Origin of the sequence: Streptomyces sp. CA-106110 (assembly GCF_050936285.1) — a bacterium.
Classification (GTDB): domain Bacteria; phylum Actinomycetota; class Actinomycetes; order Streptomycetales; family Streptomycetaceae; genus Streptomyces.
This window is the reverse complement of the sequence record NZ_JBNJNB010000001.1, coordinates 11,669,351-11,694,526: the sequence shown is the minus strand read 5'-3', so window position 1 is coordinate 11,694,526 and position 25,176 is coordinate 11,669,351. Positions and strand designations below refer to the sequence as shown.

Annotated in this window: 29 protein-coding genes and 6 pseudogenes; 17 read left to right on the top strand and 18 right to left on the bottom strand. The window is 69.4% G+C overall.

The genetic code is table 11. The annotated features are described in order from the left end of the window. Positions 1 to 99 precede the first annotated feature (99 nt). A complete protein-coding gene (locus ACQEXA_RS54160; RefSeq protein ID WP_433133787.1) occupies positions 100 to 801 on the bottom strand; it encodes a hypothetical protein in 702 nt (233 codons plus the stop codon). A 126-nt stretch (positions 802 to 927) separates the two neighbouring features. Between ACQEXA_RS54160 and ACQEXA_RS54155 the strand changes: the two genes are divergently transcribed. From ACQEXA_RS54155 to ACQEXA_RS54145, 3 genes and pseudogenes are all read left to right on the top strand, one after another. Beyond that, positions 928 to 1,482: a hypothetical protein gene (locus ACQEXA_RS54155; RefSeq protein ID WP_433133785.1), complete on the top strand. Its 555-nt coding sequence runs from the start codon at positions 928 to 930 to the stop codon at positions 1,480 to 1,482. A 60-nt stretch (positions 1,483 to 1,542) separates the two neighbouring features. After that, a pseudogene (locus ACQEXA_RS54150) lies at positions 1,543 to 3,068 on the top strand (ISKra4 family transposase). Positions 3,069 to 3,114: 46 nt separating this feature from the next. Continuing rightward, the gene (locus ACQEXA_RS54145) at positions 3,115 to 3,312 is read left to right on the top strand and encodes a hypothetical protein (protein ID WP_432940025.1); all 198 of its coding nucleotides are present in this window, start codon (positions 3,115 to 3,117) and stop codon (positions 3,310 to 3,312) included. Between the two features lie 232 nt (positions 3,313 to 3,544). Here ACQEXA_RS54145 and ACQEXA_RS54140 read toward each other — a convergent pair whose 3' ends face one another. The 3 genes from ACQEXA_RS54140 to ACQEXA_RS54130 are packed head-to-tail and all read right to left on the bottom strand — an operon-like array spanning position 3,545 to position 5,151. Continuing rightward, positions 3,545 to 4,402, bottom strand: coding sequence for a helix-turn-helix domain-containing protein (locus ACQEXA_RS54140; RefSeq protein WP_432921389.1), 858 nt, complete (start codon positions 4,400 to 4,402; stop codon positions 3,545 to 3,547). 7 nt (positions 4,403 to 4,409) lie between these two features. Beyond that, positions 4,410 to 4,925: a DUF6879 family protein gene (locus ACQEXA_RS54135; protein ID WP_433133783.1), complete on the bottom strand. Its 516-nt coding sequence runs from the start codon at positions 4,923 to 4,925 to the stop codon at positions 4,410 to 4,412. After that, positions 4,900 to 5,151, bottom strand: coding sequence for a hypothetical protein (locus ACQEXA_RS54130; RefSeq protein WP_433133781.1), 252 nt, complete (start codon positions 5,149 to 5,151; stop codon positions 4,900 to 4,902). Before ACQEXA_RS54130 ends, ACQEXA_RS54135 begins: the two co-directional genes overlap by 26 nt. A 256-nt stretch (positions 5,152 to 5,407) precedes the next feature. On the opposite strand from ACQEXA_RS54130, the gene ACQEXA_RS54125 reads away from it, so the two are divergent. The 3 genes and pseudogenes from ACQEXA_RS54125 to ACQEXA_RS54115 all read left to right on the top strand — a co-directional run. Further along, positions 5,408 to 5,905 carry a DUF6415 family natural product biosynthesis protein gene (locus tag ACQEXA_RS54125; protein ID WP_433133779.1) on the top strand — a complete coding sequence of 166 codons (498 nt, stop codon included), beginning with the start codon at positions 5,408 to 5,410 and terminating at the stop codon, positions 5,903 to 5,905. A gap of 234 nt (positions 5,906 to 6,139) precedes the next feature. After that, the gene (locus ACQEXA_RS54120; RefSeq protein ID WP_432921401.1) at positions 6,140 to 6,808 is read left to right on the top strand and encodes a hypothetical protein; all 669 of its coding nucleotides are present in this window, start codon (positions 6,140 to 6,142) and stop codon (positions 6,806 to 6,808) included. Between the two features lie 846 nt (positions 6,809 to 7,654). Then, positions 7,655 to 7,921: pseudogene (locus ACQEXA_RS54115) on the top strand (UTRA domain-containing protein); the annotation flags it as partial. Positions 7,922 to 7,968: 47 nt separating this feature from the next. Here ACQEXA_RS54115 and lexA read toward each other — a convergent pair. From lexA to ACQEXA_RS54100, 3 genes are all read right to left on the bottom strand, one after another. Continuing rightward, positions 7,969 to 8,697 carry a transcriptional repressor LexA gene (lexA, locus tag ACQEXA_RS54110; RefSeq protein WP_432921404.1) on the bottom strand — a complete coding sequence of 243 codons (729 nt, stop codon included), beginning with the start codon at positions 8,695 to 8,697 and terminating at the stop codon, positions 7,969 to 7,971. A gap of 52 nt (positions 8,698 to 8,749) precedes the next feature. Then, positions 8,750 to 10,042, bottom strand: a complete 1,293-nt coding sequence (locus ACQEXA_RS54105; RefSeq protein ID WP_433134805.1) for an IS701 family transposase — start codon at positions 10,040 to 10,042, stop codon at positions 8,750 to 8,752. A gap of 175 nt (positions 10,043 to 10,217) precedes the next feature. Beyond that, positions 10,218 to 10,412: a hypothetical protein gene (locus ACQEXA_RS54100; RefSeq protein ID WP_432921407.1), complete on the bottom strand. Its 195-nt coding sequence runs from the start codon at positions 10,410 to 10,412 to the stop codon at positions 10,218 to 10,220. A 203-nt stretch (positions 10,413 to 10,615) separates the two neighbouring features. On the opposite strand from ACQEXA_RS54100, the gene ACQEXA_RS54095 reads away from it, so the two are divergent. Then, complete coding sequence (locus tag ACQEXA_RS54095) at positions 10,616 to 11,050, top strand: cupin domain-containing protein (RefSeq protein WP_432921410.1); 435 nt, start codon at positions 10,616 to 10,618, stop codon at positions 11,048 to 11,050. Positions 11,051 to 11,315: 265 nt separating this feature from the next. Further along, positions 11,316 to 11,459: a hypothetical protein gene (locus ACQEXA_RS54090; RefSeq protein WP_432940028.1), complete on the top strand. Its 144-nt coding sequence runs from the start codon at positions 11,316 to 11,318 to the stop codon at positions 11,457 to 11,459. 311 nt (positions 11,460 to 11,770) lie between these two features. On the opposite strand, the gene frdD is transcribed toward ACQEXA_RS54090, so the two are convergent. The 5 genes from frdD to ACQEXA_RS54065 form a co-directional block, all read right to left on the bottom strand. After that, the gene (gene frdD, locus ACQEXA_RS54085) at positions 11,771 to 12,124 is read right to left on the bottom strand and encodes a fumarate reductase subunit FrdD (RefSeq protein ID WP_432921413.1); all 354 of its coding nucleotides are present in this window, start codon (positions 12,122 to 12,124) and stop codon (positions 11,771 to 11,773) included. A gap of 4 nt (positions 12,125 to 12,128) precedes the next feature. After that, positions 12,129 to 12,542 (bottom strand): hypothetical protein, encoded by a 414-nt coding sequence (locus tag ACQEXA_RS54080; protein ID WP_432921416.1) that lies wholly within the window; start codon positions 12,540 to 12,542, stop codon positions 12,129 to 12,131. Continuing rightward, on the bottom strand, positions 12,539 to 13,315 hold the full coding sequence (locus ACQEXA_RS54075) for a succinate dehydrogenase/fumarate reductase iron-sulfur subunit (RefSeq protein ID WP_432921418.1): 777 nt from the start codon (positions 13,313 to 13,315) through the stop codon (positions 12,539 to 12,541). The genes ACQEXA_RS54080 and ACQEXA_RS54075 overlap by 4 nt, the downstream gene beginning before the upstream one ends. Continuing rightward, complete coding sequence (gene frdA, locus ACQEXA_RS54070) at positions 13,312 to 15,066, bottom strand: fumarate reductase (quinol) flavoprotein subunit (RefSeq protein ID WP_432921421.1); 1,755 nt, start codon at positions 15,064 to 15,066, stop codon at positions 13,312 to 13,314. Before frdA ends, ACQEXA_RS54075 begins: the two co-directional genes overlap by 4 nt. Positions 15,067 to 15,159: 93 nt before the next feature. Then, the gene (locus ACQEXA_RS54065; RefSeq protein WP_432921424.1) at positions 15,160 to 15,438 is read right to left on the bottom strand and encodes a hypothetical protein; all 279 of its coding nucleotides are present in this window, start codon (positions 15,436 to 15,438) and stop codon (positions 15,160 to 15,162) included. A 409-nt stretch (positions 15,439 to 15,847) separates the two neighbouring features. On the opposite strand from ACQEXA_RS54065, the gene ACQEXA_RS54060 reads away from it, so the two are divergent. After that, the gene (locus ACQEXA_RS54060; protein WP_432921427.1) at positions 15,848 to 16,375 is read left to right on the top strand and encodes a nucleoside-triphosphatase; all 528 of its coding nucleotides are present in this window, start codon (positions 15,848 to 15,850) and stop codon (positions 16,373 to 16,375) included. A 128-nt stretch (positions 16,376 to 16,503) separates the two neighbouring features. Continuing rightward, positions 16,504 to 16,695, top strand: a pseudogene (locus ACQEXA_RS54055) (IS5/IS1182 family transposase); the annotation flags it as partial. A 308-nt stretch (positions 16,696 to 17,003) separates the two neighbouring features. Here ACQEXA_RS54055 and ACQEXA_RS54050 read toward each other — a convergent pair. After that, the gene (locus ACQEXA_RS54050; protein ID WP_432921430.1) at positions 17,004 to 17,378 is read right to left on the bottom strand and encodes a toxin Doc; all 375 of its coding nucleotides are present in this window, start codon (positions 17,376 to 17,378) and stop codon (positions 17,004 to 17,006) included. Between the two features lie 2 nt (positions 17,379 to 17,380). Beyond that, positions 17,381 to 17,623 (bottom strand): antitoxin MazE7, encoded by a 243-nt coding sequence (locus ACQEXA_RS54045; protein ID WP_432921433.1) that lies wholly within the window; start codon positions 17,621 to 17,623, stop codon positions 17,381 to 17,383. 373 nt (positions 17,624 to 17,996) lie between these two features. Here ACQEXA_RS54045 and ACQEXA_RS54040 point away from each other — a divergent pair, with 373 nt between their 5' ends. The 4 genes from ACQEXA_RS54040 to ACQEXA_RS54025 all read left to right on the top strand — a co-directional run bounded on the left by ACQEXA_RS54040 (position 17,997) and on the right by ACQEXA_RS54025 (position 19,210). Next, entirely contained in the window at positions 17,997 to 18,356 is a 360-nt protein-coding gene (locus ACQEXA_RS54040) for a hypothetical protein (protein ID WP_433133777.1), read from the top strand. Positions 18,357 to 18,480: 124 nt separating this feature from the next. Continuing rightward, a complete protein-coding gene (locus ACQEXA_RS54035) occupies positions 18,481 to 18,618 on the top strand; it encodes a hypothetical protein (RefSeq protein WP_432921439.1) in 138 nt (45 codons plus the stop codon). Positions 18,619 to 18,762: 144 nt separating this feature from the next. Next, positions 18,763 to 18,900 (top strand): hypothetical protein, encoded by a 138-nt coding sequence (locus tag ACQEXA_RS54030; RefSeq protein ID WP_433133775.1) that lies wholly within the window; start codon positions 18,763 to 18,765, stop codon positions 18,898 to 18,900. A 100-nt stretch (positions 18,901 to 19,000) separates the two neighbouring features. Beyond that, positions 19,001 to 19,210 (top strand): hypothetical protein, encoded by a 210-nt coding sequence (locus ACQEXA_RS54025; RefSeq protein ID WP_433133773.1) that lies wholly within the window; start codon positions 19,001 to 19,003, stop codon positions 19,208 to 19,210. Positions 19,211 to 19,253: 43 nt separating this feature from the next. Here the strand turns inward: ACQEXA_RS54025 and ACQEXA_RS54020 are convergent, their stop codons facing one another. Next, complete coding sequence (locus tag ACQEXA_RS54020) at positions 19,254 to 19,487, bottom strand: hypothetical protein (RefSeq protein WP_432921448.1); 234 nt, start codon at positions 19,485 to 19,487, stop codon at positions 19,254 to 19,256. Positions 19,488 to 19,491: 4 nt separating this feature from the next. Here ACQEXA_RS54020 and ACQEXA_RS54015 point away from each other — a divergent pair, with 4 nt between their 5' ends. Together ACQEXA_RS54015 and ACQEXA_RS54010 are read left to right on the top strand one after the other, a co-directional pair. After that, positions 19,492 to 19,686 (top strand): hypothetical protein, encoded by a 195-nt coding sequence (locus tag ACQEXA_RS54015; RefSeq protein WP_432921451.1) that lies wholly within the window; start codon positions 19,492 to 19,494, stop codon positions 19,684 to 19,686. A 570-nt stretch (positions 19,687 to 20,256) separates the two neighbouring features. Beyond that, a pseudogene (locus ACQEXA_RS54010) lies at positions 20,257 to 21,695 on the top strand (IS701 family transposase). 109 nt (positions 21,696 to 21,804) lie between these two features. On the opposite strand, the gene ACQEXA_RS54005 reads toward ACQEXA_RS54010, so the two are convergent. Beyond that, complete coding sequence (locus ACQEXA_RS54005; RefSeq protein WP_432920626.1) at positions 21,805 to 22,839, bottom strand: IS110 family transposase; 1,035 nt, start codon at positions 22,837 to 22,839, stop codon at positions 21,805 to 21,807. Between the two features lie 86 nt (positions 22,840 to 22,925). Next, a pseudogene (locus ACQEXA_RS54000) lies at positions 22,926 to 23,684 on the bottom strand (transposase family protein); the annotation flags it as partial. Positions 23,685 to 24,110: 426 nt separating this feature from the next. On the opposite strand from ACQEXA_RS54000, the gene ACQEXA_RS53995 reads away from it, so the two are divergent. Continuing rightward, complete coding sequence (locus ACQEXA_RS53995) at positions 24,111 to 24,719, top strand: DUF6230 family protein (RefSeq protein WP_432921490.1); 609 nt, start codon at positions 24,111 to 24,113, stop codon at positions 24,717 to 24,719. A gap of 137 nt (positions 24,720 to 24,856) precedes the next feature. On the opposite strand, the pseudogene ACQEXA_RS53990 reads toward ACQEXA_RS53995, so the two are convergent. After that, a pseudogene (locus ACQEXA_RS53990) lies at positions 24,857 to 25,143 on the bottom strand (ATP-binding cassette domain-containing protein); the annotation flags it as partial. Positions 25,144 to 25,176 lie beyond the last annotated feature (33 nt).

Below are 25,176 nucleotides of genomic sequence, written 5' to 3'. Positions count from 1 at the left end.
AGTGTAAAGAAATTGCTCTAGGGACTCTATTCTGACGCCCTTTCGTGGCCGGGGGCGTGTGGCGTTGGGGTGTACCCCAACGCCACACAACGCCAGGGTCTACTGGGCATCGCGCGAACGATCGTCTGCGTACACAGCGGCAGCGATCCGGATCATCTCCTGCGGGTACAACTGTGCCAACACCGGCAGAGGCGTCAGACACCCTCCCAGCACAAATGCTTGACCCAGCAAGTGACTGGCCCGCGGTAGCCCCACCATCTTTGCCACCTCGGTCAGCGCCCACGCCTGTAGGTTGGGGTCGGTGATGGTCCGGGCGAGCTGCTCGGCCTGCTCAGGCTTGCCGGCTGCGGCCACCGCCTCGGCCACCCCTACCAGAGCCCACGCCTGTAGGTTGGGGTTGGTGATGGCCCGGGCGAGCTGCTCGGCCCATTCAGGCTCGCCGGCTGCGGCCACCGCCCGAGCCACCCCGACCAGCGCCTCCACCCGCTGGTTGGGATCGGTTATGGCCCGGGCGAGCTGCTCGGCGTCGGTGGCCAGTCGGCAGGCCTGCTCAGGCTTGCCGACTGCGGCCACCGCCTCGGCCACCCCTACCAGAGCCCACGCCTGCAGGTTGGGGTCAGTGATGGTCCGGGCGATCTGCTCGGCCCATTCAGGCTTGCAGGCTGTGGCCACCGCCCGCGCCACCTCGGTCAGCGCCTCCACCTGCTGGTTGGGGTTGGTGATGGCCCGGGCGAGCTGCTCGGCCCGTTCAGGCTCGCCGGCTGCGGCCACCGCCCGAGCCACCCCGACCAGCGCCTCCACCCGCTGGTTGGGATCGGTTATGGGTGCGGCTCTTCCGTAGGGAGGGGGTGAGCTGGGAGTTGGGCGCTGGGGCTGTGGTCTTGGGAATGCTGCTTCTACGGTGTGGTCACGACCTTGGGGGCGGCGATGGGTTCGTTGTTCGAGGAACTGGACGCGCGGGAGGCGGCATCCCGCGCACGGATCGGGGAACTGCGGTGGCAGGCCGCCGAGTTGACGCAGGCGATCGAGCACGAGGAAGCGACGCTGTCGCGTTTGGTGATCACTCGGGAGACGGTCACGGAGATCCTAGGCCCGGCCCCGGCCCCGGCCCCGGCCGAAGGCGCGGGCGCGGGCGAATCGCCGACTCAGGTCGGACAGGAGTCCGGGGCCGCTGGCGGCTCGCCGATCGGGGTGTTGACGGTGCGGCCGTGGCAGGCGGGCATCTCGGCGGCCGTGCTGCCACGCGCCTACCAGGACATCCTGGAGGTTTTCGCGGACCACGGGGCAGGGATGCTGCGGGCCGGGCGGGTAGCCGCGGCCGTCGGCCTGGGGAGCGACAAGTCGAAGATCGAGGGGCTGCGGTCGAAGCTGAACAAGCTCGCCGAGCGCGGCTGGCTCGACCTTGAGGGTCCGGGGATGTTCGTGCTGCCGCCGCGGGTGGCCGGGTCCGTAGCGCGCAGTGTTGGGAAACCCGCGCACTGACGGGCTCTTCTTCCTACCGTCGAAAGTGCGACCAATCGATGCGCCCGGAAGAAGAGCCCGATGGAACGGTACGACACTGCTGTGGCAGCTGACCCCTTTGCCCGCGCGACGATCTGCTTCCAGGAGTTACTGTAACTGGAGAGCTCGGCTCCCTGGGGGCGGGTCGGCTCACCCACGACGAGTTGGAAGACCTGCTCACCGAGCGCGGCCGACAGCTGATGCGGCAGTTGCTGCAGGACCACCTCGACCTGCGCGCCCTGCGGGAGGAGGCCGACCATGCCGCCGCTGCGGTGGCGGCCGGGCGGTCGCGCGTCGAGCGGGGGCACGGGCGGGCCCTGGCCACGGTGGTGGGCCCGGTCACCGTGCGCCGCCTGGCCTTCAGGGCTCCAGGGAAACCGAACATCTACCCGGCCGATGACACCCTGGCGCTCCCGCTTACCCGGCACAGCCTCGGTCTTCGCCGCCTGGCGGTGATCGAGGCGGCTCGCGGCTCCTACGACGACGTGCACCGGGCGGTCGAGCGCCGGTGCGGGCAGGTGGCCGGCAAGCGGCAGCTGGAGGAACTGGTCCGGGCCGCCGCGGTGGACGTGGCCGCCTTCTATACGGCGCGCACCCCGGTGCCGTGCACGGGTGAGGTGCTGCTGGTGCTCTCCGCCGATGCCAAGGGCATCGTGATGAGACCGGACGCGCCGCGGCCGGACACCGCGAAAACGGCGGCGGGCAAGAAGCGCGGACGGGGCGTCTTCCGCACTCGCCTCGCGTCCGGGGAGAAGAGCTGCCGCAAGCGGATGGCCGCGCTGGCCTGCGTCTACGACGCCGCCCCGGCACCCCGGCGCCCGCACGACGTGATCGCCGTGCCCGGTGGCCGGACCGGCGGCCGTGCGCTGCGCAAGGGACCGCGTGCCCGGGCCAAATGGCTGACCGCTTCGGTCGACCGTGACGCCGCCGCGGTGATCGCCGCCGCGTTCGACCAGGCCGAGGCCCGCGACCCCGCCCACCGGCGGTGCTGGGTGGTGCTGGTGGACGGCGACCGCCACCAGATCGAACTGGTCGAGGCCGAGGCTGCTCGCCGGAAGGTGACGATCCATCTGATCGTGGATCTGATCCACGTGATCGAGTATCTCTGGAAGGCGTCCTGGTGCTTCCACGCCAAGGACGATCCGGCCGCCGAAGACTGGGTCGCCGAGCATGCGCTGGCCCTCCTGCACGGCCGTTCCGCCGAGGCGGCCGCCCGCATCGCGCGGCAGGCCGACGACCTGGGGCTGACGACCGAGCGGCGCGGGGGCGTCGAGGAGTGCGTGCGCTACCTCGCGAACAAGGAGCCCTACCTGGGCTACGCGCAGGCCCTGGAGCAGGGCTGGCCGATCGCGACCGGGGTGGTGGAGGGCGCGTGCCGCCACTTGATCGCGGACCGCTTCGACATCACCGGATCCAGGTGGAGCGTCGAGGGTGCCGAAGCCCTCCTCCTGCTCCGCTCCGTGATCATCAACGGAGACTTCGAGGAATACTGGCTGCACCACATCGAACAAGAACATCTCCGCACTCGGCAGGCCCGCCACCAGGACGGATACGCCCTCACCGCTTGACCGAGCAGGTCACTACGAAAGAGCTGCACCCATCGCCGATAACCACGTGCAGCGCAACGTGCCCGGCGAGGACGGCGGGGAGTTCATTCTCTGGCTGCTGGTCATCGTGGCCGTGCTGGCGTTGGGCCCACTGTTCCTCGGGGTCTGGATGGTGCCCCACGCCGAGGCGGCCGGCCGGACCATGACGCACGGCCGGTTCGTGCTGCTGCTGGAGATTCCCTGGCTGGCGGTCCTGTGGGGTTGAATGTTCAACGGCGGTGCGGCGGCCTGGTCCTCGGCCGTGGGCACCGCGAGCGCGCTCGGAGTATGGCACGGTACCAGGTCACCGGCGAGGCCAGTGAGGCGCGTGAGGCCGCCAATAAGAAGCCTGAGGAGAGGCGCCTTTGGCGCCGCCGCCAGTAGCCGTCTGACGACCCCGATTTGCTGCGCACCGGTCGACGTCGAGTCGGCCGGAGCGCAGCCGTCTCCGGCATACGTCAGCCCAGGGCCTCGATCGCCTTCAGAACCAGGGCGCGTGCCTCTGGGCCGTACACGGCGAGTTGCTGCAGCCGGGCGAAGCCGCACAGGTAGATGCCCAGTTCGCCGGGCGCGGTGACCGTCACCTTCGCGGCCAGCAGCTCCACATGGACCCTCGTGTCGTCGAAGACGGTGAACTGCTCCAGCGGCCACATGACGTGCTCCCGTGCGGCGGTGGCCGGGATGATGCCGAGCGCGATCGACGGCAGCGCCATGGAGGCGAGAAGGTGGCCGAGCTGGGCCGCCATCACCTCCTGGTCGCCCACCCGGTGGTGCAGAACGTTCTCCTCGAGGAGCGTGGCGAACCGGTGGTCTCCCTCGTGGACGACATGGGAGCGGCGCATGCGCGCCGCGACTGCCTTGTCCAGGTCGTCGGGGGTGTCACGGAAGCCCGCGATGGTGCCCATGAGGGCCTTGGCGTAGCCGGGAGTCTGCAAGTAGCCAGGGACGACGTGGGAGGCGTACACGCGGAACGTGCGGGTGCGCTCGTACAGGGGCGTGGACACCTCCTGCAGGTGCCGCATGCCAGTGCGTTGGAGCCGCTTCCACTGCACGTACATGGACGTCGCGTGTCGGTTCGCTGCCACGAGGTCCGCCGCCTCGTCCACGGCGCCGGACGCCGTACACCAGGCGCGAATGTCCGCGTCCGAGGGCGCCGTGTGCGCATTCTCGATCCGAGACGACTTGGCAACGGACCAGCCGCAGCGGGCGGCCAGTTCCTTGCCGGTGATACCCGCATCCAAGCGCAGCTCCCGCAGGCGGCCTGCGAGAGCTGCGCGCGCTTCCTGCACGCTGGACGTGGGGAACGGGGAGGGCATGGCCGGGCTACTTGACCTCGTACTCGTCGTGCGGGATGGCGCGTTCCCACACCTGCTCGAACGCGGCCTGGCGGATCCCGACCAGGTGAGGGTCGCTGACCAGTTCCTTGCCGGCCCAGTGGCCGTCACCGGAGAAGTGGTGGACGCGCACCTTGCGGTCGTCGAATACCCAGTAGTCGTTGGTGGGCAGCAGCAGGTCCACGGCCTGGTGCCGGGGCAGCCACCGCACCAGCTCGCCGGCCTCCAGGTTGGCGCGGGTCTGGTAGTGCTCCCACCTGATGTAGTCGGTGACCGGCTCCGAGACGATGCGGGCCCGGCGTACGGTCACGCCGCGGGCGACAGCGTCCGCGATGTTCTGGTGGTACGGCCGCCACCACGAGGCGCGGTCGTCCCAGTCGACGCCCTGCCCGTTCTGCCACGCCTCGAGGCGCGGGTTGCTGAAGTAGACGTCCCGCATCTCCAAGTGGACGGCCGATCGTCGGCAGTCGGCGATGAGCTCAGCGAACTCCGGAATCGAGCTCATCGCACGCCTTCCTGATGACCGGAATCATCCGCTTGGGGATCCGGATGACGGTCTCGCCGGCCGGGATCGGCGCCTGGGCCGGGGAGAACCGGTCGCACGTCGCAGTGGTCTCCTCGTCGGCCTGGTAGCCCTGGATGAGCAGGTCTTCTGTGCTGTCGTCCACCCACACGGTGGGGCATCCGTCCTCGTCCGTGTCGGGGTCTATCCCAACGAACCGAATGTTCACGGCGGTTGACCCTTCTGCGCTTACCGATTGCACGGAATTACACCACGGTCTCCGGATGGAAGGTGCTCCGTCAAGAGGGCGCGGTGTCGGGGAGCTGTGCATCTCAACTCGCGTGTAATTCTGTGCAACTTCGTGGCGTGCGCCTGACGCGGGTTTCTAGCGTCAGGGGCTACTGACGAGATCCCCGGTCGCTCGACTCGCCCGGGGTGTAGTGACGCTCGAGGAGCGGTGACATGACGCGACCCGGGGGTTCCTGATGACCGACGTGATGCAGACGGAGAACAGCATCCAGCCGGTGGACATCGCCACGATGCGACAGACCATCGGCCAGCTACTCCCGCCCGACGCCAAGCCGGCCGGCATCAGCGAAGTGGAGACCCTGACCAACCTGCTACGCGACCACATGCAGTTGATCATCCCGGAGATCGAGCAAGCGGCCGGGAAACTGCCGACGGATGATGTGCCCCGGTACTGCGCACTCGCCTGCATCGGCGAGGCCCGCGCCAAGCTGCGGACCGCCGCCGGCCACGGGCCGCACCGGGCTGTGGCCTACGCCCGGAAGCTGGCACGCTCCCTGGCAGCGTTGTGTGACCACTACGAGGCGCTGACCGGCGTGGAAATGTGTCTGGCCTGCGACCAGCCGATCCGTGACCGTGCGGACTCGGTGGCCTACGGCCAGGTCAGTGCCTCCGGTGGTGCCACCAGCGCAGGGCACATCCACACCCGGTGCGCCCACACAGGCCGCCGCCGGTGACCGGCACTCCTCAGCCCGGCAACCTTGCCCCATGGCGGCCACCTCGAGGGCCGTGTGCGTGGGCGTGGACTGCCACCGGGCGCCGACCACCTCGGGTCGCGGGACGTACACGGTTTGTCCCCGGTCGGACGACGGCGCACGAGGCCACTTGGACACCTTTCGCGGCGGCACCACGATCGCCGCCCACCCCCACTAATTCCGCCACCCGCATCTGCATCCCGATGGAATCATTCGATGAGCGCCCACCCCACCGGCCCGACAAGCCCCACCACGAGCCTGCTCGTGCCCTATATCACCAGCCGCGAGGGCGAAGAGCCCGACCTGCTGTCCTCGCTACGCGCCCTGCACGGCCCCGACGGAGACCTGCAGCTGGGCTACTGGGACGAGCTCCGTGAGGACCGTGACCTGCGCGGCGTGCTGTGGGGGCGCTGCTCCCAAACCATCGGCGCCGGCGGCCTGCCCACCGGCCGGCCACGCTGGCGGATGGTCCACCCCTCGAGGCAACGCGAGACCATGCTGCAGTTGCGCTGCCAGGTGCGTGCCCAGAGCGCCCGCACCCGCCACGGCATCGTATTCCTCGCCGGACCGGGTGAGGCGCGGTCCGAGGATGCGGTGGTACGCACTGCGCAGCCTCCGGTCTGCCTCGAGCACGCCCGCCTGGCCGCGGAACAGTGTCCCCACCTCGCCGGGAGGCCAACCGTCCTTCGCGTGCACAGTGCCCCGCTGTACGGGGTGATCGGCACCCCCTACCAGTACGGCCACGGCGGTCTCCAGGCACTGCCCGCCACCGACGAGGCACTGCCCTACGGGCATCCCAGCCTCAGCTGGTTCCTCGCCTCGCAGATGGTGCGGCAGCTACGCGCCTACACCATTGTCGGCCTGGGCGACCTCCCCGACCTGTGACCGCTCAGCTTCCTCAAACCCCCGCCCCCTTGCTCTGGCAGCCCCCGGCCGGACGCAGGGGGCGGGCCCCACCCCGGTGCCGGGCCGCTCCCCTTCCCCCCGGCCCGGCACCGGGGCTCCCACCATCTAACAGCGCATCCGCCACCTGCCCTGCCCGGTTCGCCACGACTGAACGACCTGTTGACGAAGGCGACTTGGTCGGTCACGGTGCCTGCCCGGTGGCCACGGATCCGGTGAGGCTTCGGCCATCGGGCAGCACCAACTGTCGGCGCGTTGAGCCGATGGCCGCGGCACGCCCCTTCCAACGATCCGTCCCTGTACGTCATCGGCTCACGAGAGCGTCTCAACGTCCGCACCAGCCCCACGTGCATCCGACCCGGCGTTTCGGCCACATCCGCATTGCGGGACACCTCGGCGGATCAACGGTCCGTGGCGCTTACACCGGCCGCTTTTCGCTTGGCCATGCGGATTCCTCGCCGTCCGAAACACGTGTGTTCGAACCGGTGGCCCGCTTCGTTGACCCCGATGTCGCCGCAGCACGTCCTCAACGCCGAACCGGAGGAGCCCCATTTTGGCCTCGACACAAACCACCGAAGAGCAGGTCAGTAGCATTCCTCCGCCGCCGCCCGCTGAGATTACGTACTCGGGCGAGCACTCCGTCAACGCGCTCGGCGAAGCATCGTTTGGGAAGCTGAGCGCGCAGATCCCCACCGTGCTGCGCCGCATCGTCCGCATGGCGTGGCGTATCGACCACCGGGCCGTGGTGCTGCTGCTGGCCTGCCCAGTACTCACCGGCATCACCGCAGCTGTGCTGCTGGCGGCGACCGCCCAGGCCATGCGGCCCTGGGACCGCTCGCCAGCAAGGACGTCGTCGAGCGGATGCGGTCAATTGGTGTGGAGATCGTCAACGTCGTGGAAGTGCCGCGCCCGTCCCGGGCCACGCAAGAGCAAGCGAATCTCCTCGGCATCAGCGTTGGCGACCTGGTCCTCGTCATCGAACGCACGTACTACGACGCAGACGGCCGCGCTGTAGAAACCGCTGACATCTTCGTGCCCGACGTCCGCTGGGAAGTGGCCTACGAGTTCGCCGTCGACCGGCCAGCACCGGCCTGAGGGCCTTCTCGGCGAAGGAATCTCGAGGCCTGGGACGGCGCGGGGGCCTAGAGCGTGCGGAGGACCCCGACGACCTTGCCCAGGATGCGCACATCGTCAGCAGGGATGGGTGCGTATGCGGCGTTTCGAGGCATGAGGAGGACCTTGCCGTCCTGCCGCCACAGTTGCTTGACCGTGGCCTCGTCCCCCAAGAGCGCGGCGACGATGTCGCCGTGGTCAGCGGTTTCCTGGCGGCGGACGGTGACGATATCACCGTCACATATCGCCGCTTCGATCATGGAGTCGCCGACAACCCTGAGAGCGAAAAGGTCGCCGTCGCCGAACAGATGGCGCGGCAGCGGGTAGACCTCCTCGACAATCTCCTCCGCCAGCAGGGGTAGGCCGGCAGCGATCCGTCCGACGAGCGGCACATCCACCGTGGGCGCCGCCGTGTCGCTCAGGTCGGGTATCCAGGGGGAACGAACTCGGTAGGCCCGCGGCCTATTCGGGTCTCGGAAAAGGACGCCCTTCCGCTCCAGCGTCACCAGTTGGTGTGCAACCGATGAGGTGCTCGCGAGTTTCACCGCCTGGCCGATCTCGCGCATCGATGGCGGGTAGCCCTGCCGCTGGACCATGGTGGCGATGAACTGGACGATAGCCGCCTGGCGGCTTGTCAGTTCCCCCGCGGCGGGCTGGATGCCCGGCGGCCGACCCAGGCGCGCTGGTGTGCTGTTCTCCATTCCGGGCACCTCCGTACAAGATCTCGCAGAGCGAGACCTTAACCCGCCAGCCCTCATAAATGGAACACTCGTTCGCCGCCCCTAATACTCCAGCTGTACATCGTGATCTTCATGTCTGGGACGCGGCTTGTCGCCGGTAATGGCTGGTGCGTGATCGCTGCTGATGGCGGCGTCGCCAGTCGGACCAGCCGAGTCGGTGGGCCATGTCGTGCAGGGGCTGGACGGCGACGATGAATAGGCGCTGGATCTCGTTGCAGGACAGCGGGACCAGGTCGGCGGGCCCGGAACGGCGGGCGTGTTCGTCGGCGCGGACGACAGCAAGGAAGGCATGGGCGAGCATGGCCAGGGTGACCCAGCGGGCCCAGGAGGGGTAGCGGCGGACCTGGTGCTCATCGAGTCCCGCCAGCCCCTTCTCGGTCTGGAAGGTCTCTTCCACACGCCACCTGGAGCCGGCGACCCTGACCAGGGCGGCCAGTGGCGCCGGCTCGGTGCAATAGCAGCGGTAGTAGGCGAGTTCACCGGTGGTGCGGTTGCGGCGGATCAACAGCTGGCGGCTGCCTGGTGCCGCCTCGACGAGGTCGATGACGGCCCAGTCGTAGAACCGCTGCCCCTTCGCACCGGGCCCGGCCGACAGCTTCTGCCAGGCCCGCTTCGGCACCTTCCGCGCCAGGGCGTCAGCGCGGAACGTGCCCGCGCCGGTGGTCACTTCGGCCGAGCAGGCCACCGCGAGGACATAGCCGATACCGCGCTCCTCCAAAGCCGCCCGCAGCTTCGGATTGCCGCCGTAGACCTCGTCCCCCGTGATCCAGCCGACGCGGTGTCCGGCGTCCAGGAACCGTTCGATCATCACCCGGGCCAGTTCCGGCTTGGTCGCGAAAACGGTGTCCTCGCCGAGCCCCGCTGCCCGGCAACGATCCGGGTCGCACGTCCAAGAGCGCGGGATGTACAGCTCCCGGTCCACCGCCGCATGCCCCCGTTCGCCCGCGTAGATGAGGTAGACCGCGACCTGGGAGTTCTCGATCCGCCCGGCCGTTCCGGTGTACTGGCGCTGGACACCGACGGTGTGGGTGCCCTTCTTCACGTCCCCGGTCTCGTCCACGACCAGCACCGCGGCCTCGTCGCCGAGGTGCTCGACCACGTATTCGCGCACGTCGTCACGGACGGCATCGGCATCCCAAACGGCCCGGCACAGCAGATGCTGCATGCCGTGCGGGCCGGCCTCCCCGGCCCACTCCGCGATCGTCCAGCAGTTCTTTCTCGGCAGGTCCGACAGCAGCCCGAGCACGAGCCGCTCGGCCCGGCGCCGGGGCTCAACCCGCTTGAACCGGCCCGCGATCCGCCCCAACAGACCCTCGAACGCCTCCCGCCAACGCGCGGGATCTATGCTGTGACCTGCGGCCACCGTCTCTTCGTAAGTCCACACAACTCACGATGATCAACGGTGGCCGCACCCGTCTCCGCACCGGCCCCACCAGCAAGATCACGATCTACAGCTGGAGTACTAAGAGCTCAGACCAAAATGGGCGCCCGGTTGGGACACGGCTGCGATCGTCGACGTCGGCAGCCGCCCTGCCGGGTCAGGTCGCGGGTGCCGTGGTTAGCATCCAGTGGCTGAACGCGGCGTCCCGCTGCGCGAACGCGGCTGCTCCGTCGGCGTGTTCGGCAGTTGCGGCGTACTCGCGGGCGGCGTCGAACCGGGCGGCGCGTGCGGCTTCGTGCCGCGCGAACGCCTTCGTGGTGTCGGGCTCGGCCGCCAGGGAGGCACGCAGCACACCGGCGTCCTCGATGCCGAGGTGCCGCCTGCGGAGATGTGCGGGGACAGGCCATGCGGGTTTCGTCGTCGGGTTCGACGGCCGGTGTCCAGGCCTCGGATCGTCGTCGCCATCTGACGGCGGTGAGGGCTGTCACAGATCGCGACTCCACCTTGTCTCATGAAGCAGAAGGTTTTGACCACTTATAAATAGCGAGGACCCTCATGAGCGCCGAACACTCGCACCACATCGAGAACCCCAATGCGACCACACCGCCGCCCCAGATCGACGTTATCGGCTCCGTACCCGGCGCTCCGCAGATACCCGAGGGCGCCGAGGCGATGACGCTCCTGGTCACCCTCCCGCCGGGCTGCGAGGGCGCACCGCCGCACCGCCACTCCGGCCCTGCCTACGGCTATGTCCTCAAGGGCGAGATGATCTTCGAGCTGGAGGGCGAGCCGCAGCGCGTCCTCAAGGCCGGCGACACCTTCTGGGAGCCGGGCGGCGACGTCATCCACTACCAGGATGGCAACAACCTTGCCGACGTCGAGTCCGCATTCGTCGTGACGATGTTCTGCGCCCCCGGCCAGCCGATGCTCATCCCGGTCAGCGCGGAGGAGCTCGAGCAGCGGCGGGATCGTCGCGCGCCTCGCCCCTGAGCGCATAGGGGGAGACCGGTTTCGCGCCGGCCTCCCCCGGCATTCCGGCGCCCGACGACAGCCATGAACAAGACATCCTTGAGCACGATCGCGTCGACAGGGCCATCGATCTTGATATGGCGGTCAGGGGAGGTCACTGCCGTGTTCTTGTCGCTGTTGTGGCGCAGGCCGGTCAGGAGTGGGCCCTCCTAGGGCGCGTATCGAGTCGTGATCAATCTTTGGGTTTTGCCCTCGCTCCGAGGCCTGATCCGGTAGATCGTCATGCGTGACGCGAGTGCAACTGACGGACGAAGAGTGGGAGTTCATCGGGCCGTACCTGCCGATCGGCGAGTACGGTCCGTACCCGGAGTGGCTGCGGCAGCAGGCGGCTTCGCTGTTGGGCCTGAGCATCACCCAGTCCCCGGCGTAGTCGACGCGGCGGACGGGACGGTCCAGGAACGACCGCCGCAGACGCAGCGCGGCGGGCGTCGCCTCCGGCAGGCCGAGCGGCCAGCGCACGACGAACGCCGTACGCGTCGCCTCGGTCAAGCTGGGCAGGTACCACTCGGCGCGCGCAGACCGTGGACACCACCTCGTCGTCGGGCCGCTCCAGCAGGTCCGGTGACGCATACGGCGAGACGAACAGGCTGACCAGACCGCGGCCGGGCGGCACCCGGTCGGGTGCCCTGTGGCGGGACCGGGCCGGCGACCGCTTCTCCAGCACCCGGTCGTCGGCCCGCGTCAGACCCGGAACAGGACGAATCCGGCGGCGACCGATCCGAGTGCCGCGCCTCCGTAGCAGCAGGCGCTGATCGGCCCGCGCATCCGCTGGAGCTGGAGTCCGTCGTACAGCGTGTAGCGGAACCGGTGTGCCCAGTGGAACAGGCACAGGACGCAGAGCCCGAGGAGGACCAGCTTGATCGCCGGGTTCCGCAGTACCGCGAGCAGGTGCGCGTGGTCGGGGAACGGGAGCCAGCCCAGAGGGAAGGCCACGCCGAACAGGAACAGCAGCACGGGGACCAGGAGCGCGGCGACCGTGCCGCCCGCGCTGAACAGCAGCCACAGCAGTGGTTCCGGAGACGACTTCCTGCTCATCGCACTACCCGCCCAGGATCAGCCACGCCACGGCCGCCGACAGCAGCGCCCACAGCAGATAGTGCAGGGCCAGGATCCGGCCCGGCCGGACACGGCGGCCCCGCAGCCGCACGACCATGGCCCGCGGCGCGAGCCGGAACCAGGTGACCGTGTGCAGGAGGACGAAGAGCAGCGCGATCACGTTCACCAGCACGACCCACCAGCGCCCGCTCCAGTCCTGGAACCGCGCGTACGCGCCGCCGCCGTCCGCGACCGCGCCCACCATGAGCAGCAGGTACACGACGAACCAGGCGACGAAGACGGCGCTGAGCTCCCGCAGCACGAAGACGACGTAGGAGCGGCGTCCCAGCCACCACAGCGGCGGGACGGGCCTGTGATACATCGGCGGCCGGGCCGTCGGCCCGGGTGTCCAGCTCATCGCGCCCCCCTCGGCCACAGCAGGTCCGTGAGCGACCGCGTGGCCGCCGTGAGCTTGTAGCGCTGGATGGCACCGGCCGGGTCGACCCCTTTGGGGCAGGCCGTGGTGCACTCGCCGACCAGGGTGCAGGCCCAGACGCCCTCGGCGGCGCTCAGGACGTCCCGCCGGTCCTCGGCGCCTTCGTCGCGGGAGTCGAGGTTGTAGCGCTGGGCGAGGGCGATGGCCGCGGGGCCCAGGAAGCCCGGATCGAGCGCGTACACCGGGCAGGCGGCGTAGCAGAGCATGCAGTTGATGCACATGCTGTACTGCTTGTACTCGTCCATCTCGTCCGGCGTCTGCCGGTACTCGCCCTCGTCCAGCGGCTTGTGCTCCTCCCGGACGATCCAGGGCTTGACCTCGGCGAGCTTGTCCATGAAGTCCTCGATGTCGACGACGAGGTCCCGGATGACGGGAAAGTTCGCCAGGGGCTCAACGCGCACCGGGCCAGGTGCCGATTCGGTCAGGAAGGCCGAACAGCTCAGCCGGGGCTCGCCGTTGACGGTCATGCCGCAGCTGCCGCAGATGCCCATGCGGCAGGACCAGCGGTAGGAGAGGGTGCCGTCCACGTGGTCCTTGATGTGGTTGAGCCCGTCGAGGACCGTCCACTCCTTGCGCAGCGGCACCTCATAGGACTGCCAGCTCGGTTCAGCGTCCTGTTCCGGCCGGTAGCGGGCGACCTGGAGGGTGATCCTTTCCGGGTCCCTGCCTGTCCAGGCCAAGGCCCTGTCCGTCATGGCTGCCGCCTTCCGTAGACGCGTTCCCCAGGGGGCCAGCGGGTGACGGTCACCGGCAGGTACGTCACCCGCGCGGTGCCGTCCGGTGCGCGGTGGGCCAGCGAGTGGGCCAGGTAGCGCAGGTCGTCCCGGGCCGGGAAGTCGGTGCGCTGGTGCGCGCCCCTCGACTCCTCGCGGCGCAGTGCGCTGTGGACGACGACCCCGGACACATCGAGCATGAACGACAGTTCCAGCAACGCGATCAGGTCGGTGTTGAACGTACGGCTGTGGTCGTCGACGGCCGCACGGCCGCACCGCTCCCCCAACTCGTGCAGCGTCTCGGCCGCGGCGGTCAGGGAGGGCCCGTCACGGTAGATCCCGACACCGCTCTCCATCGCGTTCTGCATCGCCGTACGGAGTTCCGCGATGCGGTCCCGGCCCTCGGCGTGGCGGGCCACGAGGCCCTCCAGTCGCCGCTGTTCGTCCTGTGCCTGCGCGAGGACGGCGGCGCCGGGGCCGGACCCCGCGTTCGCCGCGGCGGACTCGGCCGCGGCACGGCCCGCGCGGGCGCCGAAGACCAGCAGCTCGGGCAGGGAGTTGGAGCCCAGCCGGTTGGCTCCGTTGATGCTGACGCAGGCCACCTCGCCCGCGGCATACAGGCCGTCGAGGCCCGTGGCGCCCTGCAGGTCGGTGTGGACGCCCCCCATCATGTAGTGGACGACCGGCCGCACCGGGATCAGCTCCCCGACCGGGTCGATGTTCTGGTACCGGAGGCACAGTTCCCGTACGAAGGGCAGCTTCGTGTCGATGAGGTCCGCGCCGAGGTGGCGCAGGTCCAGGTGGACGACGGGACCGTGCGGCGTGGGGAGGGTCCGGCCCTTGTCGAGCTCGTGCACGAACGCCTGCGACAGCCGGTCGCGCGGTCCCAGCTCCATGCTGCGCAGCACCGGCCCCGGTTCCGGCGTGCCGAGGTCGTAGTCCTGGAGATAGCGGTAGCCGTCCTTGTTGAGGAGCCAGCCGCCCTCGGCGCGCGCGGCCTCCGTGATCAGAATTCCGGTGAACGGCAGGCCGGTGGGGTGGTACTGGACGAACTCCATGTCCTTCAGCGGCGCGCCCGCCCGGTACGCCAGGGCCATGCCGTCGCCGGTCTTGATGCTGGCGTTGGTGGTGAACGGGTAGACCCGCCCGCAGCCGCCGGTGCACACGACGACGGCGCCCGCCGTGATGGCCTCGACCCGGCCGGTGGCCAGCTCGACCGCCACGACGCCGCGGACCCTCCCGTCGTCAACCAGCAAGGTGGTGACGAACCACTCGTCGTAGCGCACGATGTCCCGATAGGACAGTGCCGTCTGGAACAGGGTGTGCAGGAGATGGAACCCGGTCTTGTCGGCGGCGAACCAGGTGCGCTTCTTCTTCATGCCGCCGAACGCCCGTACGGCGATGCGCCCATCGGGTCGGCGGCTCCAGGGACAGCCCCAGTGCTCCAGCCGGAGCAGCTCGCGCGGCGCCTCGGCCACGAACGCCTCGACGGCGTCCTGGTCGCACAGCCAGTCCCCGCCGGACACGGTGTCGTAGGCGTGCTCGTCGAGCGTGTCGCCCGCGCCCGCGACGGCGGCGGCCCCGCCTTCGGCCGAGACCGTGTGGCTGCGCATCGGGTAGACCTTGGAGATGATCGCGACGCTCAGCCTGGGATCGGTCTCGGCGACGGCGATGGCTGCGCGCAGCCCGGCGCCTCCGCCGCCGATCACCACGACGTCATGGGAAGCGGTCATGTCACCACCCGATGTCACCACTCCGACGCCACCGTCCCGGGCGCCGACGCCACGGTCCCGGGGTGCTCACCCCGTCCCGGTGCGCGCGCTCGATCAGGCTTCGCACTCGCCGCTGTGCTCGTCCTGCAGAAGGACCCCGTCGTGACGGACGGTCCTGACGCGCACGCTGCCGTCGTGGAACTCGCGCCGGACCCGATGGCACCCACAGGCGTACCTCACCTCGTCGATGACCAGGCCCGCGGCGTCGTCCTCCTGATAGCGCAGCCCGTCGACGATCCGGCCGCACGGAGCCAGCTCCTCGGTGAAGTCGATGGTGTTGCCGACCATCGCCGCCTCCTCGACGACCGCGGCCCACGCCACCCGCGCGCTCACAGCGAGCGTACCGCCGGTGGACCGCCCGCGCAGACCCAGCGCCCGGGGCCACGTAAGGGCCCGGGGCCACCGCTGCCCGGCCCCCCGGCCGCGCTCTGGCTCGGACGGCGGCGCCGTAGAGCCGTCGGTGACGACGGACGCCCAGCATCACTACCTGCGACTCCGAGATCACCGTGCGTGCCATGGCCGCCCGTGCCTGACGCGCTCCGCCACCGACTGGGAACCCCCGGCGTCCTCCGGGGAGTTCCGGGAAGCCCAGGCCCGGTGACTGACCGGCTCCTCGCCGGGAACCCGGTAGAAGGACTGCGGGACCTCGTCGCGAGGGACGTCGGCGCGATCGGCCGACCGGTCCCCGGGATCCCACCCACCGACCGACGAGGATCACATCAACCCGGGCGCGGAGCACACCATGCCCACAAGGATCCTGCTCGAAGGGCGCCCCGGCGTGGGCAAGACGACGGCCATCCGCCGCCTGGCCACGCTGGTGCGCACCCGTGAGGTCGTCGGCTTCACCACGGAGGAGATCCGGCACGGCGGCACACGCGTCGGTTTCGCACTGGAGACGCTGACGGGCCGACGCGCCGTGCTCGCCCACGTCGACTTCCCGGGACCCCCGCGGGTCGGGCGGTACGGAGTCGACCTGGGCGTCATGGAACGGCTGGCGCTGCCGGCGCTGGAGTGGGCGGCGACGCGCCCGGCGCCCGGGCCGCTGGTCCTCGTCGACGAGCTCGGGCGGATGGAGCTGGCCTGTGCCCCGCTCCGGGACACGGTCGGGTCTCTCTTCCGGGCGGACTTCGACGTCGTGGCCACCGTCCACGTGCATCGCGACCCGTTCACCGACGCGCTCAAGGGCCGCCACGACATCAACGTCGTGCCCATCACCCCTGCCAACCGCGACGTCCTCCCCGAGGAACTGGCACGACGGCTGGGTCCCTGAGCGCGTGCGCGAGCCCCGCCGGCCACCATCGTCGCCACCGGACCCACCCCGGACGGCGCAATCCCCGGCGCGCGGTCTGTTCGCCTGGCGCCCACCCTGGCATCGTGGCGTGTTCATGCCCTTCCTGGGGTGGCCGGCCCGTCAGTCACGACGCCGACCTCTACAAGGAGCGGAACACCAACGAGCGCCTGATCAACAAGCTGAAAGCCTGGCGAGGTATCGCCACCCGATACGACAAGACCCCGGACAGCTACCTCGCCGGCCTCCACCTCCGCGCATCGATGATCTGGATCAAGGACCTCACTCGGACCGCCCATTGATCACGACTCAATACGCGCCCTAGTGGACTTGATCAACCAGTTGTCTACAGGTCGTTCATCTAGATCATCGAGGCGCGGAGGTGGAGGACTGCGAGATAGCTCTCGGGGGGCTTGTCGTAACGAGTCGCGATGCCCACCAGACCTTCAGCTTGTTGATCAGACGTGTAGGCCTTAAGTGGGCGCCTGACCGCGTACAGACGATCGGGCCCCGGCCGCTCGACCCGGGCGACGTCCACCCGGCCGCCTGGACGAATCCGGGGCCCGGTCTTTTCCGACCGGGCCCGCGACCGTGCTCGACCTGCTCTCTGTCAGCCGCCCCAGGACCGGAGCCGGTCGGCGACGTCATAGACCGTCAATCGCAGGGCACGAATGTCGATGATCAAGTCCCGCCACTGTTCGTATGGGGCGTCAACGGTTTCCCCCGAGGCCTGGATGTAGGCGACGGCCACTCCGTAAGCGAAGAGCTCGTTGCGTGCTGGCAAGGGCCGCAGCAGTACGAGTTGCTCCATCAGTGCCGCTGCACGCCAGTAGGCGTCTGGGGAACTTTCGTCCAATTGCGGGGTGTTCACCCGATGCCGCGCCACCGCGGCGACCAGAGCCGAGTAGTCGGTGACAGCAAGGTCCTTGCCCAGCAGCTCCTCCTGCCGGTCGAGGAGCCATCGGATGTCGATGTGCAGTTCCAACGTCAGGCCGCCTGGCGGCTGACGGGCGCGGGCAGGCCGCCGAAGTCGCTGTCAAAGGCCTCGGCGAAACCAGGTCGCGTCACTGCCGCGCGGAAGGCGTCGGTAGCCCGGCCTAGCTTGGCCTGGTTCTCCTCAGTGATGGCCAGGTCGGCCAAGTAGGCGCGCACGCTCATGCCGCGGGCCGCGGCCAGGGTCGCGAACCGGTCCCTGGTTTCGGTGTCGATCTTTACGGTGGTGTCGGCCATACCCCCAGTATGCACTCATGACTACCTGCACGAATACCCCTAGCGAGAAAACGCCCGACCTGCAGCGAAAGCGCTACGTGGCTGTGCTGGCGACCGTCAACGACAAGAGAGTCTGAAGCAGCCCGCGCCGAAGGCGATCGTGGAGGAGGGCTTTGCTCCTGAAGGGTCAATGACGCCAGGAACGGCCGCAAGCACGTCCCAAACACACCAACGCGTTCGTGGAAGCGAGCCGACGTCGACACCGCCGCCGAGTTCCTCAAGGCCGAAGCCCACGCCGTCACGTTCTGACCGCCCCACAGGGTACGCGGCGTAACAGGACGGCGCCCCCTGCCGTTCCTAACCCTGCCCGGCACTCATGCCCAAGGAGACGATCGTGAGCACCGACTACCTGCCGCCCGTCCAGCCGTGCACCCACCTGCACCACACCGGCGCGATCCGTGAACAGCTCTGGTGCGCCGGCCCCGACCCCGCCGACCAGCCCACGCCCGAGGAGCGCGCGCTCGCCGACCAGCTGAAGGCCAAGGTCCGCCAGCTCGAGGCCCGCATCCAGGCGGAGGCCCGCGCCCAGGCGTACCGGGCCGCCGCCGACGAGGCTCACGCCGAAGGGGACCGCCTGTACGGCGACATGGGCCAGAAGGCCGCCGAGGGGGCGTGGAAGGTTCGCGACCTGCTGCGCCGCCGCGCCGACGAGCTCGAGGCCGCCGCCGTCGACGCCCCGGCCGTCACCGCGTAGGAGACCCGCCCCGCATGTACGCACTGCTACTGTGTCCGCTCGCTGTCTGCCAGCTCCCCCCAGATCGCCGCGGCAGGCCCTGTCGTACACCTGAGTGCTGCGCCTGGCCCGCCCTCTCCGAGGCATGACCAGCCCCGCCCCTGCCTCCGAGTCGGCTCCGGCCGACGACGCCCCGTTCCGCCCGCTCGACTTCCCCGCCGACCAGCGCACGGCCGCCGAGCTGTACGCCGCCCTGCACGCCCACCAGGCCACGCTCCCGTGATCCCGCGAGGCGCACCCCGGCTGGCCGGACGAGACCGAGCGGGGCAGGGAGCGCCCCGGCCGGCCCGAGACGCCCGGCTGGACCGCGGACCAGGCCGCGGAGTACGACCGGCTGTTCGGGGAGCTGCGCGACGCCACCGCCGCCGTGCTGTGCCACCCGTGGTGGGAGCGTTGCGCGCATGAGGGGATCGAGGGCCCCGACCTGGTCGCCGCCCGGCAGGCCCTCAAGCACGCCGAGGACGTCGTCCCCCTCGGCCAGGGCGACGTCCGCGCGGCCGCCTGAGCGAATCTGGGGCCCGATCCTGTCTGGGAGGGCCCGAGGCCCCGTAACGGGTGAAGGGCGGGCCCACACGGGCCTGTGCCCCCGCTCGAGAGGCAAGACCATGACTGAGCCCGACCGCACCTACCTGGTGATCAACCCTGGCCCGGTGTTCGGCCCCGGCGCGCGCGTCGTCATCTACAGCTCCGCCCCGGCCGGTTCGATCGTCGACCACGTCGTCGACGGCCACCCGGTCTGTGTCCTGCTCACCGACACCCCGCTGCCCGCCTACGGCAACGTGTTCGCCGCGGAGCTCCAGATCCGCTACCTGTGACCGGCAGCCGGGGCACCCATACAGGCGCGCCCCCGGCCCTGGGTCATCGCTTCCGGCGAATGCACGCCTTGGCGAGGCCCACGATCGCGGTCATGGCGATCATGTAGCCCGTGCCCCGGCCGTCCGGGATTATCTTGGCGTGGTCGGCCGCCTCGAGCAGGGTGAGGCCGAAGAGTCCGACCTGGGCGCTCGAGGGCCGCCGGACCCGAAACAGCTCCCGCTCCTCCGCGCAGGCCTGCGACGCGGTCTCCGCGGCGGCCGCACCATACAGGTACACGGGGATGACCCGCCTCACCACGGAACGGGTGGCCCGGTTCCTGCAGGCGCTGAGCCAGCCGCAGACCACAGTCCTCGCGGCCGCGGCCGCCGTCGGCGTCACCCAAGCAGCGATCTACCAGCGGCGAAGGCGCGACACGGAGTTCGCCGCCGCCATGGACAAGGCGCGGGCCGCCGCTCAGGAAGCCAGCCGCGTGTGACGCGGGCGCGGCCGCTTCGTTGGATCTGGTGGCGCGTCTGGTCCGACTCCCTCACTTGGGCCGTCGCGCCCCTCGAGGGCCCCGTTACCCGGGGTGCGGAGCCCTCGAGGGAACCGCGCGACCGTAGGCGGGCTGGTGCCTACCGTGCCCGCCCATGACTGATCTGCCGCCGCTCACCCGGTACGCCGCGCTTGCTGCCTTCGCCCGAGCGCCGCACTTCGCCTTTCCAGACAAGTGCGGCGCTCGGCTTCGACGACAGCCAGGCCCTGCAGGAACGGCTCGATCAACTCCTACTCATCATCGGTGATCCCGAACCCGCCACGCGGGCGTCTACCAGCTCCGACCCACACCCCGGAAACCACATCCCAGACCTTGCTCCGAACCAGGAACACTCCCTAGCGGCACACGCACCGGACCAGTCCTCGGGCGCTCCGCTCCGTCCGCCGCGCCGGCGAATACCCGGTCTCTCTGCGGGTGGGCACGACGACCTAGCGGTGATTTGTTGACCTGGGGCGGAACGTGCGGTAGGCCGGTAGGCGGGGGCGATGTTGTTCGGAGGTGGTCGCGATGGTGACCGCGAGGCGTCCGTGCCCGCCGGCGCCGGGGCCGCTGGAGGGCTACGCGGCCCGGTTCGACGACCTGTTCTCGTCGCTGGCGCAGCGGCGCGGGTTTAGGGAGTACCTGACCGGGCTGCTGGCCCCGCGGGACCGGAACAAGACGCTGACCTGCCTGGCCGGGGCGGAGCCGGTCGTGGGGCCCAGCACCCGGCGGTGCAGCGGCTGCAGTTCTTCCTGTCCGAGTCGACCTGGGACCCTGAGCGGGTCAACGCCCGGCGGCTGGAGCTGCTGCTGCAGGGCGAGGCGACCGCCCCGCACGCCGGCGGGGTGCTGGTCATCGACGACTCCGGGGACCGCAAGGACGGCACTGCCACCGCGCACGTGGGCCGGCAGTGGCTGGGCCGGTACGGCAAGACCGACAACGCCGTGGTCACGGTGACCACGCTGTGGGCCGACGAGCGCCTCTACTACCCGCTGCACGCCGTGCCCTACACCCCGGCCCACCACTTCCCGCGGGGGAAGAGCGACCCGGCCTTCCGTACCAAGTGGAAGATTGCCGCCCAACTTGCCTGTCAGGCCAGGTCCTTGGGGATCGCGTTCCGGGCGGCGGTGGCCGACGGCGCCTACGGGGACCTGGACGACTTCCGGTGCGAGCTGCACGCCGCCAAGGTGCCGTTCGTGATGGCCGTCAAGCGCCGCCGCGGGGTGTGGGCCTACGGCGACCAGGCCCGCACCCCGGTGGACGCCGCCCGCGAACTGGCCTGGCACGGCCCCGAGGAGCCCGGCGCCTGGACGCCGGTGGTGCGCACCTTCCGCGACGGGCACACCGCCACCTGGTGGGCCGCCGACGCCACCTTGGGCTTTTGGGGTCCGGACGGCCTGACGCGGCTGGTGGTGGCCACCGCCGATCCGTCCACCCTGCCGGAGAAGGCCACCTGGTACCTGGCCACCGACCTGCCCCGCCCCGGCTCGCCCCGCGCGGCCGAGTCCCCCTATCCGCCCGCGGACCTGGCCGAGGTCGTGCGGATCTACGGGATTCGAAACTGGATCGAGCAGGGCTACAAGCAGGTCAAGGACGAGCTGGGGTGGGCCGACTTCCAGGTGCGCTCCAATGTCGCGATCCGCCGCCACCAGACCCTGGTCAATTGCGCGTTCGCCTTCTGCTGGGAAGCAGGACGCACCAGCGCGGGACCTGAGAGTACGTCAACACTGGTGCCGGAAGCCGACGCTGGAGAGAGGGGGCCCGGCACTGCCGGCCCCGCCCCCACCACCGTGCTGGCCGAAGGCGATTCGCGCCGTCCGCGGCTGGCTGACCCCGTCGATCGTGCTGCAACGCTGGTGGCGGGCCTGGTCCAACGCGCCCCCTCCACCCGAACTCCAAGCCCTGATCGACGCGGTCACCACCGGACAGACCCTGAACCTCTACCCCCCGAACTAACAAACCACCGCTAGTCCGGGGGCCGGGCTGCTCATTCAGGTAGTCGAGCACGGCGGGGCCGGCTCATGCGCTGACGCGAGCGCACCCGGGGTCGGCAACCTCTCGGAAGGGGAAGTGTGACTGTCATTGGCTCAGCGCTGCCTCCCCGACGGGACGGGTGGCGTGCTGGTCGGCTTCGTACTCGACGAGCAGGTGCCAGGTGCGGGTGAGGAGTTTGCGGGCGATCGCGATCGTGGCGATCTTCTTGCCGCGGCGATGGGCGATCTGCTCGTAGCAGGCGGCGAACTGCGGGGATCGTTTGGCGGTCTGGGCCGCTTCGCTCAGGATCCAGCGCACCCAGGGGTCGCCCTGTTTGGAGATGTGGCCGTAGCGGACGGTGCGGTCCGAGCCGCGGACGGTGGGAGTGAGCCCAGCCCAGGAAGCGAGCTTGCGGGCCGAGGGGAAGCGGCGGATGTCGCCGATCTCAGCCAGCAGGACCAGAGCGGTGAGTGGTCCTACTCCCGGCAGAGTGGTCAGGACCTTCACCCGCGGGTCATTCTTGGCTTCGGCCGTCAGCCGAGCGTCAAGCCGGTCGATGGGAACCTGGACGGCATCGATCAGCTCCAGCAGGTCGGTGATCACTGTGCGGGAGGACGCGGGCAGCGGGAGCTGCTCCAGCCAGCGGCGGCCGGGACCGCTCCAGCAGCTGCGGCTGGTTCCCCGGTCACAGCCGTGATCGGCCAACACGGCATGGATCCGGTTACGCAACAGGGTCCGCAACCGGACCAGTTGGGCCCGATGTCGGAGCACGGCCCGCTGCTGCCGGACCGACGGCGGGCCGATCCAGGCCTCTGGCAACAGATCGGCGCGCAGCAGCTGGGCCAGGGTGGCCGCATCGACCTTGTCGTTCTTCAACCGGGCCGAGGCGATGGCTTTGCACTGCAGCGGATGCACCAGGTGCGGCTCGAAGCCGTGCTCCTGGAGCAGCTCGACCAGCCAGCCCCAGCCGAAGGCGGCCTCGAACGCCACCGGTGTGCCCGTGGGGAGATCCCCGATCACCCCCAGCACCGGCACCCGCCCGTTGGGCACGTTCCTGTTCACGTTGATCCCACCGCCTTGGTCGGCGATGGCGATCTGCGACCTCTTGCGATGCACGTCGATTCCGACGTAGACAGACATCCCGGGCCTCCTTCCCGAGCTCGTATGGACACCCGGAAACAGCATCCACCGGGCTGGCGCGGAAGGGGGCCCGGCCCTCATAGCGTCAGGTAGGTGGCGTGGTCACGTTGGGCGTGGAGGGCATCGGCGGTAACGACCACCCCCGCGAGATCCGCGTCGTCGATCTGGTCGAGAAGAGGTGCGAACTCGGGGATTTCATTGGTCTTCGCGCCGATCTCGCGGGAGGCGAGAGTGACACCGTCGCCGTGACGGACGGCGGACAGGACGAAGACCCGACTGCCGTCCGGGCGCCTCGCGCCACGCAGGCACTTGCCGTCCACCGCGATCGCCCGCCGCCTCAGCCGTGCCGGCTCGGCGCGGGCGGCCGCCCGGTGAGCCCGGCGCTGTTCACGCTCGGTTGCGCCGTCGGGCATCACCGGCTCCGGCCGGCGGGGCTGTGTGGACAGCAAGGGCCGAAGGTAGTCGTAACCGGCCGCGCCGATCTCACCGGGATCGAGCCGCCCCAGGACGCTGCGCAGGGTCTTCTCGCTCGGCACCCGGTAGCGGCCAAGGAGTGGGTGGTAGGGCAGGCCGAAGGCGGCCAGTTCCTCCGGCGTCGCACGTCGGCACCACTCCGCCGCCGCGGTGATCGAGTCGTGGCCGGACGGGGTCATCGCGCAGACCACCAGGGCCAGCAGCGAGGAGAGCCGGTACCGCACTCCGCAAGCCCCTCTCGGGTCGGTGACCGACTCGAACTCCGTGACCAGGCTGCGGACTTGGTCCTTGGCGGCACCCTGGCCGAGGGCTTCCAGGCAGGGCGCATGAGGCACGGGGACAGCGACAGGGGATGATGGAGGAACGAACACGGCACCTTCGTGGATCTTGGAGCGTAGAGAACTACATGATCCACAGGTGCCGTGTTCACCTGCTTCCGGGGCCCACCACCGACATCAACACCCCAGGCCAGGACGATCCAGGCACTCGCCAAAGCCCTGGGTCCGTAGACGTCGTCGCAAAGCTGCGCTGCCCTGCGACCAGACTTGCCATTTCACCCGATTGGTGGCCATCAGAACAAGGCCTGTAAGTGAGTCTGCGTATATCATCGAATGCAGCCATGCCAGCCTTCTCATTCCCTTTCAGCCTGTGTAGCCGTCCTGGAGGTATGCAATGCTCCGTGATTAATTCACATCGGCAACTCGGCCCGACTGTGGCCCTGGTGAAGCTGCCCACATTGCCCCTCCCAGGCGGCGACGGATGAGTCTTGAATGCAGCGCCGAAAGCGAGGATGAGTCGTGCCTGGTACGCGTGGCAGGATCAGATGGAAGCTGTTCGCCTTCGTCACGCTGCTAAGCCTCACTGCCGGCGCGGCCCTCTCCGTGGACATGGCCAAGGGCGTGCTTGCCGCGTCGTTCCTTATCTCTAGTGAGAAAACTAAGATCTCCTCTGAACGCATCAAAGGCGAGGGGCTGATCTCGTACACTGCTTACGACAGGGCATACGAGGGGAAGATTGTTCCCGTCCTGGTCTCGGGCTTTAAGGAGTCAAAGACCATGGGCCTTTGTCAATCCACAGTCGTTCGAGACTTCCCGCTCATCGGCACATTCACGGTAAAGCTTACCGCAGCGCAAGTCGTGGCCCGCGACACATACAACGATGTAATCCAAAGCAGTTCCAGTTCTTACACACTGAGGAAGTCGGTCACCGGCATCGCCGTCGGCGCTAGCAGAAATGGGCCGGGCGTCAGGGCGGGGGACAAAACTAACCCCGCAAGTCGGGCAGAGGAGGCCGATTCCATCCTGGTGACCAACTCCAAGCAAATCGTGGTGGCCACGAGCGCCGATATCGTCACTACGAGCGGAAGCAGGGTGAGATTCTATAGGGGCATCAACGAGTGCTTCTAGCTGAAGGGTTGTCCCGCAACTGCTCTTGGCATGAGAGGGTTTGGTCAGGACTGGATCCTGCGGACCACTGAGGCCCTTCGCCGCCACGGTCGCGTCGTTCTCGTGGCCTGTCCGGTTTGATCACTTGGTGTCCAATACTCCGTCGGCGCCGACTCGTCCTGCCAGACGATGCCGACCTTCGAGCGCCACGCGCGCCCACCGTGGGCGGGTCAGCCCCCAGCACGGTCACCTCGCCCGCGTCCCGGCCGTGATGGCCCTGAAGGATCTCCACGACGGTGGTCTTGCCCGCCCCGTTGGGCCCGCGCCGGCCGAACACCTCGCCCCGCCCGATCCCGAGATCGATTCCATCGAACGCGGTCACGTCCCCGTACTGCTTGCGCAGCCCCCGTACGTCCACCGCAAGTCCCTTCGCGCGTGTGATCATGGCCACGAGCATCGGCCGGAACCCAACACTCCG